This is a genomic window from Sphingomonas quercus (genome assembly GCF_018863195.1).
Lineage (GTDB): Bacteria > Pseudomonadota > Alphaproteobacteria > Sphingomonadales > Sphingomonadaceae > Solisphingomonas > Solisphingomonas quercus.
On sequence record NZ_JAHKRT010000003.1, the window covers coordinates 98,615 to 113,757 of the forward strand.

13 protein-coding genes are annotated in these 15,143 nt (G+C 67.9%); 5 read left to right on the plus strand and 8 right to left on the minus strand.

Going from position 1 to position 15,143, the window contains the following annotated elements:
• Window positions 1-38: 38 nt before the first annotated feature.
• The 3 genes from KOF26_RS06415 to KOF26_RS06425 are packed head-to-tail and all read left to right on the plus strand — an operon-like array spanning window position 39 to window position 3,614.
• A complete protein-coding gene (locus KOF26_RS06415; RefSeq protein WP_216322044.1) occupies window positions 39-1,223 on the plus strand; it encodes a PepSY-associated TM helix domain-containing protein in 1,185 nt (394 codons plus the stop codon).
• A 5-nt stretch (window positions 1,224-1,228) separates the two neighbouring features.
• Complete coding sequence (locus KOF26_RS06420; RefSeq protein ID WP_253201278.1) at window positions 1,229-1,411, plus strand: hypothetical protein; 183 nt, start codon at window positions 1,229-1,231, stop codon at window positions 1,409-1,411.
• A 34-nt stretch (window positions 1,412-1,445) separates the two neighbouring features.
• A complete protein-coding gene (locus KOF26_RS06425; RefSeq protein ID WP_216322048.1) occupies window positions 1,446-3,614 on the plus strand; it encodes a TonB-dependent receptor in 2,169 nt (722 codons plus the stop codon).
• A 36-nt stretch (window positions 3,615-3,650) separates the two neighbouring features.
• Here KOF26_RS06425 and KOF26_RS06430 read toward each other — a convergent pair whose 3' ends face one another.
• Window positions 3,651-3,989: an ArsR/SmtB family transcription factor gene (locus tag KOF26_RS06430; RefSeq protein WP_216322050.1), complete on the minus strand. Its 339-nt coding sequence runs from the start codon at window positions 3,987-3,989 to the stop codon at window positions 3,651-3,653.
• Window positions 3,990-4,102: 113 nt separating this feature from the next.
• Here KOF26_RS06430 and KOF26_RS06435 point away from each other — a divergent pair, with 113 nt between their 5' ends.
• On the plus strand, window positions 4,103-4,849 hold the full coding sequence (locus tag KOF26_RS06435; protein ID WP_216322053.1) for a glucose 1-dehydrogenase: 747 nt from the start codon (window positions 4,103-4,105) through the stop codon (window positions 4,847-4,849).
• 66 nt (window positions 4,850-4,915) lie between these two features.
• On the plus strand, window positions 4,916-5,095 hold the full coding sequence (locus KOF26_RS06440; RefSeq protein WP_132907286.1) for a hypothetical protein: 180 nt from the start codon (window positions 4,916-4,918) through the stop codon (window positions 5,093-5,095).
• A 27-nt stretch (window positions 5,096-5,122) separates the two neighbouring features.
• On the opposite strand, the gene KOF26_RS06445 is transcribed toward KOF26_RS06440, so the two are convergent.
• The 7 genes from KOF26_RS06445 to KOF26_RS06475 all read right to left on the minus strand — a co-directional run bounded on the left by KOF26_RS06445 (window position 5,123) and on the right by KOF26_RS06475 (window position 15,101).
• Window positions 5,123-5,998: an SMP-30/gluconolactonase/LRE family protein gene (locus tag KOF26_RS06445; RefSeq protein ID WP_216322056.1), complete on the minus strand. Its 876-nt coding sequence runs from the start codon at window positions 5,996-5,998 to the stop codon at window positions 5,123-5,125.
• A 134-nt stretch (window positions 5,999-6,132) separates the two neighbouring features.
• On the minus strand, window positions 6,133-6,687 hold the full coding sequence (locus KOF26_RS06450) for a methylated-DNA--[protein]-cysteine S-methyltransferase (protein ID WP_253201246.1): 555 nt from the start codon (window positions 6,685-6,687) through the stop codon (window positions 6,133-6,135).
• Between the two features lie 43 nt (window positions 6,688-6,730).
• Entirely contained in the window at window positions 6,731-7,534 is an 804-nt protein-coding gene (iolB, locus tag KOF26_RS06455) for a 5-deoxy-glucuronate isomerase (RefSeq protein ID WP_363181955.1), read from the minus strand.
• The gene (iolD, locus tag KOF26_RS06460) at window positions 7,531-9,378 is read right to left on the minus strand and encodes a 3D-(3,5/4)-trihydroxycyclohexane-1,2-dione acylhydrolase (decyclizing) (protein ID WP_216322060.1); all 1,848 of its coding nucleotides are present in this window, start codon (window positions 9,376-9,378) and stop codon (window positions 7,531-7,533) included. The genes iolB and iolD overlap by 4 nt, the downstream gene beginning before the upstream one ends.
• Window positions 9,379-9,455: 77 nt before the next feature.
• Window positions 9,456-12,080 (minus strand): TonB-dependent receptor domain-containing protein, encoded by a 2,625-nt coding sequence (locus tag KOF26_RS06465; protein ID WP_216322062.1) that lies wholly within the window; start codon window positions 12,078-12,080, stop codon window positions 9,456-9,458.
• A gap of 146 nt (window positions 12,081-12,226) precedes the next feature.
• Window positions 12,227-14,149 carry a bifunctional 5-dehydro-2-deoxygluconokinase/5-dehydro-2-deoxyphosphogluconate aldolase gene (locus KOF26_RS06470; protein WP_216322065.1) on the minus strand — a complete coding sequence of 641 codons (1,923 nt, stop codon included), beginning with the start codon at window positions 14,147-14,149 and terminating at the stop codon, window positions 12,227-12,229.
• A gap of 73 nt (window positions 14,150-14,222) precedes the next feature.
• The gene (locus tag KOF26_RS06475) at window positions 14,223-15,101 is read right to left on the minus strand and encodes a MurR/RpiR family transcriptional regulator (RefSeq protein WP_216322068.1); all 879 of its coding nucleotides are present in this window, start codon (window positions 15,099-15,101) and stop codon (window positions 14,223-14,225) included.
• Window positions 15,102-15,143: the final 42 nt, after the last annotated feature.

A 15,143-nucleotide genomic window follows, 5' to 3' on the forward strand; every position in this document is an offset into this window, starting at 1 on the left:
TTCGTAGCGATAATGCCTCGCAATAACATCATCAGGCGATGACCCAGCGCGCCATCCGCGGCTGGTTTCTGGTCCATAAATGGACCAGCCTGATCTGCACTCTCTTCCTCCTGATGCTGTGCCTCACCGGCCTGCCCTTGATCTTCCACGACGAGCTCGACACCCTTGCCGCGCCCGGCGGACGCGATCCCGCGCTGCGCATCGTCCCGGTCGGCTCCTCCGCCGAGGCGCCGTTTCTACGCCCGCTCGACACCATGCTGGCCGGCGCCCTGGCGAGACGGCCGGTGGGCGAGGTGCCGCTGTTCATGGCGTTCGACAATGAGCGGACGCTGATGACGATCACCACCGGTCCGACCCCCGACGCGCCGGCCGCGGACATGACCCTGCAGTCGTTCGACCGCGCCAGCGGGCGGCCGGTCGCACTCGCATCGGACGACGGCGTCATGCATTTCCTGCTGCAACTGCACACGGACATGTTCCTCGGCCTGCCGGGGATGTTGTTCCTCGGCGCGATGGGGCTGTCGTTCGCCGCCGCGCTCGTCTCCGGCGTCATTCTCTACGCGCCGTTCATGCGCAAGCTGCCGTTCGGAACGGTGCGCGCAAGCCGCAGCCGGCGCATCAAATGGCTCGATTATCACAATCTGCTCGGCGCGGTGACGCTCGCCTGGGCGCTGGTCGTCGGGCTGACCGGCGTCGTCAACACCCTCGCCACGCCGATCAACCAGCTCTGGCAGCGCAACGAACTGGCGGCGATGACGCGTGCCTATGCCGGGCGCGAGGCCCTGCCGCCGTCGCGCTACGGCTCGCTCGACAGGGCGATGGCCGCCGCCCGCGCCGCCATCCCCGGCTATAACCCCCAGTTCATCGCCTTTCCCGGCGGCGCATTCAGCAGCAAGCATCACTATGCGGTGTTCTTCCAGGGTAGCACCCCGCTTACCCAGCGCATGCTGACCGTGGCGCTGATCGACGCCGAGCGCGCCACGGTGACGGCGGTCGCCCCGATGCCGTGGTACGGACACGCGCTGGCGCTGTCCCAGCCGCTGCACTTCGGCGATTATGGCGGGCTGCCGCTCAAGATCCTGTGGGCGCTGCTCACCGCCATGACCATCGCAGTGCTCGGCTCCGGCATCTACCTCTGGATCAGCCGCAGTCATGGCCGCGCGTCGACCGCCGCGCAGGTCCGCGAGATCGAGACCGGCGCGGCGCTGGTTGAGGTGGAATGAGGGCCGTGAAGAGAGGCCGCCAGAGCAACCGGGCGATCTTCGGCCCGCTCGTCTTGATCGCGCTCGCCAGCCTGTCCGGCCTCGTCATCGCGCTCACCGGCGACGGCGCGCGCGACGCAACGGCGTGGCTCGGGCTGGCCGTGCCCGTCGCCGCCGCTGCCTGGGCGGCATGGGCCCGTCCCAGCTGATCAATCGCATAGTCCATAAAAAGGGAAATCGTTCGTGTCCGCCAAGCTCCTCCCCGTCGTCGCCGTGTCGACGCTGGCCCTCGCATCGCCGGCCTTCGCCCAGGACGACGCCGAGATCATCATCACCGCCCAGAAGCTCAACCGCACCGAGGTGACGCGCGCCGGCCAACTCGGCGCCCTCGGCGACAAGCTGGCCGAGGACGTGCCGTTCAGCATCAAGAGCTACAACGAGGCACTGATCCTCAACCAACAGCCGCAGACGCTCGGCCAGTTGCTCGAGAACGATCCCTCGGTCCGCACCACCTACGGTTTCGGCAATGCCGCCGAGCAATTCGTGATCCGCGGCTTCACCCTGAATGGGGACGATGTCGCCATCGACGGGCTGTACGGCATCGCGCCGCGCCAGCTGGTCGCCCCGGAGCTCTATGATTCGGTGCAGGTGCTGAACGGGGCCAGCGCCTTCCTGTTCGGCGCCGCGCCGGGGGGCAGCGGGATCGGCGGCACCGTCAACCTCATCCCCAAGCGCGCCGGCGGCAGCGATCTCGCCCGTGTCACCGCCAGTTACACCTCCGACGCGCATCTCGGCGGCAGCTTCGACGTCGCCCGCCGGCTTGGGCCGGACGGCGCGCTCGGTGTCCGGCTCAACGGCGCGGTGCGGCGCGGCGACGTGTCGGTCGACGACGAATTCCGCAGCACCTATGTCGCGGGCGGCGCGGTCGACTGGCGCGGCGAGGCGGTCCGCCTGTCGCTCGACCTCGCCTATCAGCGCATCCGGGTCAGCCGGTTGCGGCCCAAGGTAGCGCTCGGCGCGGGCGTCACCGCTGTGCCGCGCGTGCCGCGCGCCAAGGCCAATTTCGCGCAGGCCTGGGGCTATTCCAACCTTCGCGACCTGTTCGGGGTCGCCCATGCCGAATGGGACATCGCCGACAACGCGATGCTCTACGCCTCGTTCGGCGCGCGCGACGGGTCGGAGACCGGCATCTATGACGGCCTGACCGTCAACGACGCCGCCACCGGCGACGGCACCGGCAGCGCTCTGTTCGTGCCGCGTACCGACAATAATGAGGCCGGCGAGGCGGGCATCCGCGTCAAGCTCGCGGCGGGCGGCGTCAGCCACGAGTTCAATCTCGGCGGCTCGGCATCCTGGCAGGTCAACCGCAACGCCTATGATTTCCTTGGCGGTTCAGGCGGCTTCGCGACCAATCTCTACAGTCCGCCGGTGGTGCCCTTGCCCGGCAGCGGCTTTGTCGGCGGCGATCTCGACCACCCCTTCCCGATCAGCCGCAGCCGCCTGACCAGCGCCTTCGCGTCCGACGCGATCGGCATCTGGGACGATCGCATCCTGCTCACCGCCGGCCTCCGCCTGCAGACCATCCGCACCATCGGCTATGACGCCGCGACCAGCCTGCGCAGCGGCGGCTACGACAAGGACGCGGTGACGCCAGTCATCGGGCTTGTCGTCAAGCCGGTCGCCGGCGTCTCACTGTTCGCCAACCGCATCCAGGCGCTGGTGGCTGGCGATACCGCGCCGAATACCGCCAGCGACGCCAACGGCAATTCGATACCGGTGATCAATGCCGGCGAGGCGCTGCCGCCCTATAAGTCGACGCAATATGAGATCGGCGGCAAGGTGCGCGTCGGCGCGATCAATGCCAGCGTCGCGCTGTTCCAGACGAGGCGGCTGCGCACCTATGCGGCGCCCGACCCCGCCGCGCCGGGCTTCTTCCGCTTCGCCGCGTTCGGCGAGCAGCGCAATCGCGGCGTCGAGTTCAGCCTAGACGGCGAGGTGACCGAAGGGCTGCGGCTGATCGGCGGCCTGTCGGTGATCGACGCCAGGCTGCGCGACACGGGCAATGCCGCCGAACAGGGCAAGAAGGCGCCCGGCGTGCCCGACTATCTGGCCAATGCCAACGTCGAATGGGATGTGCCGTTCATGCCCGCGCTGACGCTGACCGGCCGCGTCGTGCGCACCGGCGAACAGCAGGTCAATGCGCTCAACACGCTGGAAATCCCCGGCTGGACCCGCTTCGACCTTGGTGCCCGTTATGTCGTGGTGGTCGGCGGCAAGCCGCTGACGCTGCGCGCCAATGTCGATAACGTCGCCAACAAGCGCTATTGGTCATCGGCGTTCGACACCTTCTCGCCGCAGCTCCTGCAGGGCAATCCACGAACCTTCAAGCTGTCCGCCTCGATCGACCTCTAGCGATGGCACGGGAGCGCGGCGCTGCCGCGCGCCCCGTCAGCGCGTGGCCGGCGGGACGAGCTGATAGGCGGCAAGGATCGCCGCCATCAGGCCGGGAAAGCGCGCTTCCACCTCCGGGCAACGCGAGGTGTTGCGCATCTCCACGCCCTGACGCTCGGAGCGGATCAGGCCTGCCTCGCGCAGGATCTTGAAATGCTGCGACAGCGACGATTTCGGGATCACCCGGTCGCCCACCGAGGCGAAGGTGGAGCAGGCCTGCACACATCCCTCGCGCGCGATATCGGTAAAGATCGCCGCGCGCACCGGATCGGACAGCGCATGCAGGATCGCCTCCGGCCGCAACTCCTCCACCGACGGATGAAACAAGGGTCTCATGAAAAATAATTAGGGGGGCTTGACGGAGAGTTCAACAGTTCCAAATTCCCGAACAACGGGACGATGGCCTGCCATGGCGGCTCGCCCACTCCCGGCGAAGAAGGAAGTGTTGCATGTCGAAACTCGCAGGGAAGGTGGCAGTGGTCACCGGGGCATCGAAGGGCATCGGCGCCGCCATCGCCAGGGCGCTGGCGGCCGAAGGCGCCGCCGTCGTCGTCAACTACGCCTCCAGCAAGGCCGGCGCCGACGCCGTGGTCAGCGCGATCACCGATGCCGGCGGCAGGGCCGTCGCCGTGCAGGGCGATGTCAGCAAGGCCGATCAGGCGGCCGGGCTGATCGCGGCCGCGGTAAAGGAATTCGGCCGGCTCGACGTGCTCGTCAACAATTCCGGCGTCTATGCCTTCGCGTCGATCGAGGAGACGACCGAAGCGCTCTATCACCAGCAGTTCGGCGTCAACGTGCTCGGCCTGCTGCTCACCACCCAGGCCGCCGTGCCGCATCTCGGCGAGGGCGCGAGCATCATCAACATCTCCTCGGCGGTGACCAGCCTGCACCCGCCGGGCTCGGCCATCTATTCGGGGACCAAGGGCGCGGTGGACGCCATTACCGGCGTGCTCGCCAATGAGCTCGGCCCGCGCAAGATCCGCGTCAACGCCATCAATCCCGGCATGGTCGAGACCGAGGGCGTGCATAGCGCCGGTTTCCTCGGCACCGATTTCGAGGCCGGCATCGTCGCCCAGACGCCGCTCGGCCGTACCGGCCAGCCGGACGACATCGCCGGCATCGCCGTCTTCCTCGCTTCGGACGACGCGCGCTGGCTGACCGGTGAGAAGATCACCGCGAGCGGCGGCCTGCGCTGAGCGCGCGCGCTGGCCGGGAGCGAGCCGCTCTCTGGCCAGCGCCGCCCCAGGCCGCTAAGCTCAGGCATGGCCGAACGCTTCGAACGACACCGCCAGCCCTGGCGGCCCGACGAAATCCAGAAACTCCACACCCTCGCCAAGAAGGGCATGGCGCTAAAGGCGATCGCCAAGGCGCTGACCCGCAGCGAGGAATCGGTGAAGGAGCGCGCCAAGCTTGACGGGCTGTCGATCGCCAAGCTGCACTGAGGCGGCCGGCGCGCTCCCCTCCTCCAGTTATCTCGGCATCGGCACCGACCCGACCTTGCCGGTGCCACGCTCGGTGAACCACAGCGTGTCGCCGGCGGGCTCGATGCCGGTCGGGGTCTTCAGCCCGTCCTTGATGACGGTGACGTGGGCAGTGTCGCCGTTGATCGTCAGGCTGCTGATCTTGCCGCCGGCATTCTCGGCCACGAACAGCTTGCCATTGGCGGCGCGCATGCCGTCCGGCCCGCGCACCGGCGCATCCATCCAGATGTCGACCGGCGCGCCGGGCTTGCCGTCGGCGCCGACGGGAATGCGGTACAGCTTGTTGAAGAAGACGTTGTTCACATACATCGTGCCGTCAAGGAAGGTGATGCCGTCGATGCCGAGCAGGGTGCGATGCTCGAGATAAAGCTCGGGGGTCTGCGCGCCGGGAGCGAGGCGGTAGATCTTCTGGTTGGAGGTGTCGCTGATATAGAGCGCCTTGTCCGGCCCGACGACGAAGTCGTTGCAGGTCGAGCTCTCGCCGGGCAGCGTCCAGCTCAGCTTGGGCGCGGCGGTTTTCATGTCGAAGCCGCGCAGCACGGTGGTGCGGCGCTGCGGCGCGCCCGGCTGCGGGGTGAGCTGGCAGGTCCACAGCGTATTGGTCGCCGGCTCGGCAAGCACGCCGAGGAAGAAGGTGCCAGGCCCCGCGGCGCTGACATCGACGAAGCGGGTGGCGGTGGTGGCGCCCTTCTTGACCAGATAGACATAAGGGCTGCTGGCGCTGCCGACATAGAGCGTGCCGTCCGGCGCCACTGCCAGATTCTCGGGCTGGGACTTGTCGTCGTTGATGACGAACTCCGCCGCGCTGGCGACAGCGGGAGAGAGGGCAAAAGCGGCCAGAGCGAGGGAGGCGGCGCGGATCATGGTCCTGTCCTTTGTCAATTAACCCCGGATGAGCGGATCGATAGCCGCTGAGCGCCATGATCTTCTAGCCATATCTCGTCCGCATCGCGCCTGGTCACGCTTCGTCACGTTTCCCCGCATCCGCGACGACCGGATCAGAAGCCGAAACCCATTTGCGGGCTGGCGGACGGCGCGGCCGGCGCGGCGCCTTCCAGCGCGAGCATGCGGGCCTTGGATGTCGCGCCCCCTGGTGCCGAGAAGCCGCCGATCCGCCCGCCCGCTGCCGTCACCCGATGGCAGGGCACGATCAGCGGCACGGGATTGCGCGCCATCGCCTCGCCGACGGCGCGCGCCGCCTCCGGCCCCTCGCCGAGCGCCCTGGCGACGGCGCCATAGGTGGTCGTCTCGCCCCAGCCGAGCCGGCGCACGAAATCATAGACGCGCGCGAAGAACGGCACCTGCGCGCCGAGGTCGACCGGCGCGGTGGAGAAGTCGATCCGCTCGCCCATGAAATAGCGGCAGGCAGCGTCGACCACCGCCGCGATTTCGCCGGGCGGCTCGGCTGCTGTGGAGGACGGAAAACGCGCCAACAGCGAATGCTCCGCCGCGCCACGACCGGCTGCCGGCAGGCGGAAGCAGGAGATGCCCGACGCGCCCCAGCCGATCGCGGCGAAGCCGGCGCAGGTCTCGAACAGGAAATGGCGGCGCATGCTCACCCGCGCAATGTCGGCGCCTCCGCGCCGCGACGCAAGACTAGGCGCGCCGGACGATCCAGTCATGGGCGGGATCGTTGCGGAACATCCATTGGCGGCGCGGGCCGGCCATGACGTTCAGATAGTAAAGGTCATAGCCATGGGGGGCGCCCACCGGATGATAGCCGCGCGGCACCATGACGACATCGCCATCCTCGACCGCGATGGCCTCGTCGATCGAGCGATCGTCGGTGTAGACGCGCTGGAAGGCGAAGCCCTGCGGCGGGTCGAGCCGGTGATAATAGGTTTCCTCCAGCATCGTCTCCTCGCCCGGCGTGTCGCGGTCATGCTTGTGCGGCGGGTAGCTGGACCAATGCCCGCCCGGCGTGATCACCTCGACCACCAGCAGACCACAGGCGGGCTCGGTCTCCGGCAGGATATTGCGCACGAAGCGCTGGTTGGTGCCCTGTCCGCGCACCTCGCGCGACATGGCCGCCGGATCAATCAGGCGCGGCGGCAGGCCGTCCTCACCCGGCGCGGTGCAGATCGCAAGCTCGACGCGGCTTCCCGCCTCGACGCACCACGCCGTACCGGCAGGCACATAAGCCGCCGCCGGGGGCCGATCCTCGAACACGCTCGCGCGGCCGCCCTGCCCCGTCCAGCGGTGCGTGCCCGCGACGATGTCGGCGACGCCGCTCAGGATCACCAGACAGGTCTCGCGGCCATCGTCGCGCCCGGCGAGCGGCTGGCCCGGCGCCAGCACGACCATCTTGAAGCCGACATGCTGCCAGCCGGCGCTGTCCGGGGTGATGTCGAGGACGCAGCCGGTGGCGTCGGGGGCGTGCGGGCGGACGCGCAGGGTCACAGCCTAGTCTCCTTGTCGGTGAGGCGATCCTCATAGGCGCGCCGGGCCACGCCGACATCGCCGCGATCCGACACCTCGGGCACGGCAACGTCCCACCACGCCCCGCCCCCGGTGGTGATCATCGGATCGGTGTCGATGACGATGACGCTGCTGCCGTCGCGCTGCCGCGCCCGATCGAGCGCTTCCTCCAGCCCCTCGATCGAATCCACCTTCTCGGCATGGGCGCCGAGGCTGGCGGCGTGGGCGGCGAAGTCGATGCCGACAAAGCCCTGATGCGGCGCATCGACGAGGAGGTTGTTGAACGGCGCCCCGCCAGTCGCGTGCTGCAGCCGGTTGATGCAGCCGAAACCCCGATTGTCGAGCAGCACGACGATGATCCTGGTGGCGAGCGAGACGGCGGTCGCCAGCTCCGAATTCATCATCAGGTAGCTGCCGTCGCCGAGCATCACATAGACATCGCGACCGGGCGCGGCCATCTTCACGCCAATCGCGCCGGCGATCTCATAGCCCATGCACGAGAAGCCATATTCGACATGATAGCCGCCGCTCTGCCCGGCGGGCCATAATTTGTGGAGCTCGCCCGGCAGGCCGCCGGCAGCGCCGACCACCACCGCATCCCGCGGCGCCCCGCGCGCGACCGCGCCGATGACCTGCGCGTCGGACGGCAGCATGTTGCCGGCGGGCGGCGCCATCGCCTCCGCCGCCATCGCCTGCCAGCCGCGCCGGGCCTCGACGAGCCGATCCGCCCACGCCGCCGGCACGCCGGCGCTTTCGGCCAGCGCCTCCGTCAGCGCCTCGAGCATCAGGCGCGCGTCGGCGACCACCGGTGTGGCGCGATGCTTGTAGGCGTCGAACGGCGCGACATTGACCTGCACCAGCCGCGGACCGCCGGTGATCAGCGCCCGCGAGCCGGTGGTGAAATCCTGCAACCGCGTGCCCAGGGCGACGATCAGGTCGGCCTCCGCCGCCGCCTGGTTGGCCACCGTGCTGCCGGTCACGCCGATGCTGCCGAGATTGCCGGCATGGTCATGCGGCAGGCTGCCCTTGCCTGCCTGGGTCTCGGCGAAGGGAAGGCCCGTCGCGGACACCAGCCGCGCCAGCGCCGCTTCGCCGCCGGCATAGCGCACGCCGCCGCCGACGATGAGCAGCGGCCGGGCCGCGTCGCGCAGCCGCCCGGCGAGCATGGCGATGTCGGCCGGATCCGGCTGGACGACGCGCGGCCGCCACAGGCGCGGCGTGAGGAAATCGTCCGGCACGTCGAACGCCTCGGCCTGCACATCCTGGCAGAAGGCGAGTGTCACCGGGCCGCAATCGGCCGGATCGAGCAAGGTCGCCATCGCGCGCGGCAGCGCCTCGAGCAGTTGCTCGGGCCGGGTGATGCGATCGAAATAGCGCGAGACCGGGCGGAAACAATCATTGGCGGAGACGGTGCCGTCTCCGAAATCCTCGATCTGCTGCAGCACCGGATCGGGCCGGCGGCTCGCATAGACATCGCCGGGGAGGAACATGACCGGCAGGCGATTGACATGGGCGAGTGCGGCCGCCGTCACCATGTTGGTGGCGCCCGGCCCGATCGAGCTGGTGCAGATCATCGCCCGCCGCCGCCGCATCTGGCGCGCATAGCCAATCGCGGCATGGGCCATGCCCTGCTCGTTATGCGCGCGCCAGGTCGGCAGTTCGCGGCGGGAAGCGTGCAGCGCCTCGCCAACGCCGGCGACATTGCCGTGGCCGAAGATCGCCCAGGCGCCGGCGAAGAAAGGCTGCGGCCCCTCGCCCCAATCGACCAGCTGGCGGGCGAGGAAGGCGATCGCGGCCTGTGCCGCCGTCCGGCGCTGGCGGCTCACCCCGTTACTCCGCAATCATTCGAGCCCATCATTTGCAAACCTTCATGGCGGGGCGGCGCCGGGCCGCCCCCGCCGCCTCAGAACCTCACCCGCACCGTGGCCTCGACGAGCCGGCCGAACGGATTGGCCGCCCGCGCGTCATAGCCGTTGCCGGCGTTATAGAACGGGGCCTTGCGATCGAACAAATTGGAGATGCGCACCTGCAGCGTCGTCTCCTCAAGCACCGGTATCTTGTAGGAGCCGACGAGGTCGAAGGTGGTCCACGCCTTGACGTGCTGGTTGGGCGTCAGCGTGCGGTTGTAATAGCGGCCGGTATAATTGGCGAACAGCGTCAGCGACACGGGATCGAGGTTCCAGCCGAGATTAGCCCGGCCGCGCCACTTGATCGCGTCGTTGGTGTCGAGCAGCGAGGTATAACCCGAGCCCGGCACGATCTCCTGCTTGAAGGTCAGGAAGCGGGTGGCGTTGAGGCCGAACAGGAAATCGCCGAAACCCGTCGCCGGCAGAGCATAGTTTACTGCCAGATCGAGGCCGGCGACTTTCCGCACGCCGAGATTCACCCCATAAGTGAAGTAGATATAGTCGATCGTCGGGGGCACCGGCCGCACCGGCGGCGCCGCCTTGATGGTGTCGGCGATCTGCTGTGCGGTCGGGTTGGCGATGACCATCGAGGCAAAGGCCGGGTTGAAGAACAGGTCCGTCGTCGACGGCTGATAGATGAGATTGCTGTAGCGGACGTTGAAGTAAGTGGCGTTCAGGCGGAGATTGCGCGCCGGCTTCAAATCGCCGCCGACCGACCAGGTCTTGGCGCGCTCCGGCTCCAGATTGGGATTGCCGCCGGCCATGTTGTAGGTGTTGAACACGCCGAGGCCGGAGATGGTCTGCGCCTCCTGCGGGCCGCCGAACGTGGCGGTGATCTTGCCGAGATTGGGCGCCACGAATGAGGTCCCGTAGCTGCCGCGCAACGTCAGCATCTCGAACGGGTCCCAGACCAGCCCGAACTTGGGATTAAAGCGGCCGCCGAGCTTGTCGTAATAGTCGTAGCGGCCGGAAACGGCGAGTTCGAGTCGCTGGAGGCCCGGCCGCGCATTGTCGGGGCCGAAGAACGGCACATGCACCTCGGCGAAGCCGGCGATCACGGTGCGGCTGATGTCGTCGTCGCGGGCGACGATCTCGTTCGCTCCTTTGGGCCCGGCGACCTGCAACTGCACCGCCTGTTCCTGGCGGAAGCTGGAGCCGATCGCGATCTTCACCGGCCCGCCCGGCATGGTGAACAGCGTGCCGTCCGCCTTGGCCTGCAATTCGCGCAGATACTGGCTGGCGAAATTGGCCTGTTGATAGCCGTTGTTGATCTGGGCGAGCACGCCGGGATCATTGTCCGCCGCCTGGCCGAACGGGTTGAACGCGGTGGTCCGCGTCGTGCCGCGGGCAAGCGCCGCGGCGACGCCGGTGTCGATCTCGGGATCGTCGTTGAAATCATTGGTCTTGGAAACATGACCCATGATGTTGAGCGCCCAATCCCCGCCAAGATCGATATCGGCACCGGCGGTGATGCCCATCACTTCGGAGCTTTGCCGCGAGACCGGGTTGGGGAACAGGCCGCGCCCGTCGCGCGTCACCAGCACCGACGACGCCGAGACGCCCGGGGGCAGCACGAAATACGGATTGGTGCTGGGCACCGTCACCGAAATGGCGCGCGGCGCGCTGATCCCGTGGGTCTTGTAGTTGGAATAGTTGAGCTCGGTCCACAGCTCGACCCGGTCGCCGATCTCCTGATGGGCGGTGACGAGCACGGCGTGGCGATGCGAAATCGGCACCAGCGTCCGCTCCAGCGCATTCTCGCAGCGGTTGGCGGTGGTCGAGAAGCTGGGATAGGCATAGGTGACGCTGCCGATGCGCACGTTCGGCTGCGAGCAGACGGTGGTGCGCAGGTCGCGGCCGCCGCGGAAACGCTGGTCGAGCCGCAGATAATCGATATCGCCCTGCAACGGCGAATCCCGGTCCGAATATTGATAGGCGACCATCACGCCGCCGCCCGACCATGTCTTGCCCCACAGGGCCGAGGCGCTGCGCTGCTCATAGGCGTTGTCGGGGCTGAAGCCCCACGTGCCCGATGCCTCGAAGCCATTGACGTTGCGGCGATAGATGAAGTTGACGACACCCGCCACCGCGTCCGATCCGTAGACGCCGGAGGCGCCGTCGGCGACCACCTCGACCCGCTCGATGGCGTTGACCGGGATGATCGACGGATCGGGCAACACCGCCTCGCCGCCGACCGCCGCGAAGCGATGACCGTTGAACAGGGTCAGCGTCGCATAGATGCCGAGATTATGGATGTTCGGCTGAAAACCGGGCGTGCGAAAACGGTTGGGCGTCGAGGTCTCGGACGGCGTGTTGAAACTGCCGAGCTGCGGCACCTGCGACATGATGTCGCTGGCATTGGCCGGGGCCGTCTTGGTGATGGTGTCGCGGCCGACCGAGATGAGGTTGGAGCCGGTCGGGGCGACGCCGCGGATGCTGGTACCGGTGACGACGATCTCGTCGAGAGCCGTGGTCGCGCCGGGCGCGCCGGGCGCCGCCTGCGCGCCCTGCTGGGCGATCGCCGCTGCCGCCGGCATCGCGGTCGCGATGAGCAGCGCCGTGCCGCGCAACAGGCGCCGCCGCGAACGGGAGGCGCGCGCATTCGATAGCAGATTTTCCATTGGACCCCTCCGGATGCGCGCGCTCTTCGGGTGGCCGCGCTTGTGGGTTCCATTGTGTATGGTCGGCGAAATGGAATGTAAATAGCAAATTAGACTCGGTCTGAAATTTCGTATTACACTGTATACCGAAACTGGCGGTTCATTCGTCAGGCCGCCTTCTGGGCGAGACGGGCGTGGCGCCAGGCATCGGCCAGGCCGGCAAACCGGCTGGCCATCGCCTTGACGGCGCCCTGGTCATCGAGCTGGCCGGCCAGCCAGCCGCGGGCGACGTCGTCGAAGATGGTGCGTCCGACCGCGAAGCCTTTCACGATCGGGAACGCGGCCGCGCAGGACAGCGACTGGATCAGCTCGCCCGCCGGGGTCGACAGGCCGAGCAGCAGGACGCCGCGGCAGAGCGGGTCATTGTCGAGGATCGTCTCCTGAATCGCGTCCCACGACGCCGGGTCCGACAGCGGCTCCAGCTTCCACCAGTCCGGCCGGATGCCGATCGCGTAGAGGCGCCGCATCGCCTCGGCGACGGTGGTCGGCGCGCTCGGCATGCCCGGCGGCAGGATCACCTCCAGCAGGAGTTCGTGGCCGGTCTTGCGACATGCGTCGAACAGACGCAGCAGCTGTCGTTCCTGCCGCTCGCGCAGCTCCGCCTCGTCATCGGGGTGATAGTAGACCAGGCATTTGACGACATGGTTGCGCGGCCATGTGCGCAGCTCGGCGGCGACATCGGCGCCGCCCTCGAAGGCGAGCGGGCGCGATTTCGGCTCCTCGATCGGGCGGCCGATCCAGTAGGGCCGCTCCGCCGCCTCGGCGAGCCCTTCGGCGCCGTAGCGCCCGTCGAGCAGCACGCCGAACGCGCCGGCGTCGCTCGCCACGGCGTCGATCGCGCGCAGCGCCAGCGCCTTGAAGCTGGTGATGCGATCCTCGCCGACGCCGAATTCCTCGGCCATCTCCTCGAAATGGCTGCGATGATCCATCGCCAGCACGGTGAGGTCCTCGTAGCGGCCCTCCCGCGTCGTTGCCCAATGGATGTGATCGAGCATGTGGTCGTCGCGAAGGCGGAAGAAATGATCGCTCCGGTCCAGGAAATAGGCGAGCTCGATCGCGGTCGGCATCGCCGGCGCGCAGCCGTGGCGCGACACCACGATCGCGCCGCAGGCATTGGCCCGCCGGCAGCATTGTGCCAGATCCTCGCCGCGCAGCCAGCCGCTGAGGAAGCCGGCCATGAACGCATCGCCGGCACCGAGCACATTATAGACCTCGGTCGCGAAGCCCGGCGCATAGCAGCCGTCGCGCAACGCCTGCCGGATCGGCCCGGGGAAGGCGACGCAGCCCTCCGCGCCAAGCTTGCAGACGAGTAGTGCCGGCGTGCGTTCACGGATGGCGCGCAGCGCGGTCAGCGTATCGGTGGAGCCGCCGAGGATGTGCATCTCCTCCTCGGTGCCGACAATGAGGTCGCATAGCGGAAGGATCTGCTGCAGCCGTTCGGTGACCCCGCGGTCATGGACGAAGCGGTTCTCGCCCATGTCGCGCCCGGTCAGCCCCCACAGCACCGGCCTGTAATCGACGTCGAACATCACCTTGCCGCCCCTGGCCTTGATGAGCTGGGCGGCCTTGAGGCTGGCGGCGAACACGTTGGGCTTCGAAAGATGCGTGCCGCTGAGCAGTACCGCGCCGGCGGTCCCCAGCCATGCCTCGTCGATATCGTCCGCCGACAGCGCCATGTCGGCGCAATTCTCGCGATAGAAGATCAGCGGGAAGGTGTTGCGATCGCGTATGCCGAGGATGACCAGCGCCGTCAGCCGCTCCGCATCGGAGACCACACCGCGCACGTCGACGCCCTCGCGCACCAGCTCGTCGCGCAGGAAACGACCCATATGATCGGCGCCGACCCGCGTCAGCATGCCGGGACGCAGGCCGAGCCGGGCGGCGCCGACGGCGGTGTTGGTCGGGCTGCCGCCCAGATATTTCGCGAAGGAGGACATATCCTCCAGCCGGCCGCCGATCTGCTCGCCGTACAAATCGACGCCGCAGCGGCCGATGGCGATGAAATCGAGGGTGGGTGCGTTGTTGGTCATGATGCCCCGCCGATGTTTCGCCGGGTGCGTAACACTTATTCTATTATGCTTTCAAGTGCCAAAACTGTTCCAATCAGCCTTGTGCCTCGATTCCGGGTGCGTCTGCCGGCCCGGAATGGCGGAAGGCGAAGCCGATCGCCAGCGCCTGGGCGAGGCATAGCGATGCCGACAGCGAGCGGAACGACCGCACCTCGGTCTCGCGCACGAGCAGGATCGAGGATGCGAGCTTGGCGATCGGGCTGACCGGCGTGTCGGTGATCGCGAGCAGCGCGGCGCCGCGTTCGACCACGAACTCGCTGACTTCGGTCGTCTCCGGCGAATAGGGATGGTAGCTGACGGCGATCAGCAGGTCGCGGGCGCCCGCGGCGCGCACCTGCTGTAGCGAAAGGCCGGCGATGCCGTCGACGAACGTGGTGCGCTTGCCGGTCTGTTGCAGAGAATAAGCGAGGTAACTCGCCACCGGGAAGGAACGGCGATAGCCGATGATGTAAATCGTCTCCGCCTCGGCGACGAGATCGATCGCCCGCTGCAGATCCTCGCCGGTCACCGTCTCGGGCAGATTGTCCAGGGCGATGGTGCTGCCATGGACGAACTCCATCAGCACGGCGTGCGAATCCACCGGGTTCGCGCCCTCCATCGAGGCGCTGAACGCGCGCACCCGCTCGTTATAGCCGAGCTGGGCGTGGTTGGAGAGAAGGCCGTCGCGGAACACGCGCTGCATCTGGCTGGCGCCGGAAAAGCCGAAATGCTTGGCGAAGCGGACGATCGCCGAGGGCTGGGCTCCCGAGCGCTCGGAAATCTCGGCCAGCGTCTCCAGCCCGAAGGCATGCGGCTCGTCCAGCACGTAGCGGGCGATCTGCTTCAGCCGCTTGCTGAGCGAGTCGTAGCGATCGAGTATTTCCTGCCGCAGCCGTTCGACGGAGGCGAGCGGCGTATCCTCATTCCTGGACATTCAAAGGCCATCTGTCGTGTCTATGCCGATCCTTACCGCCAA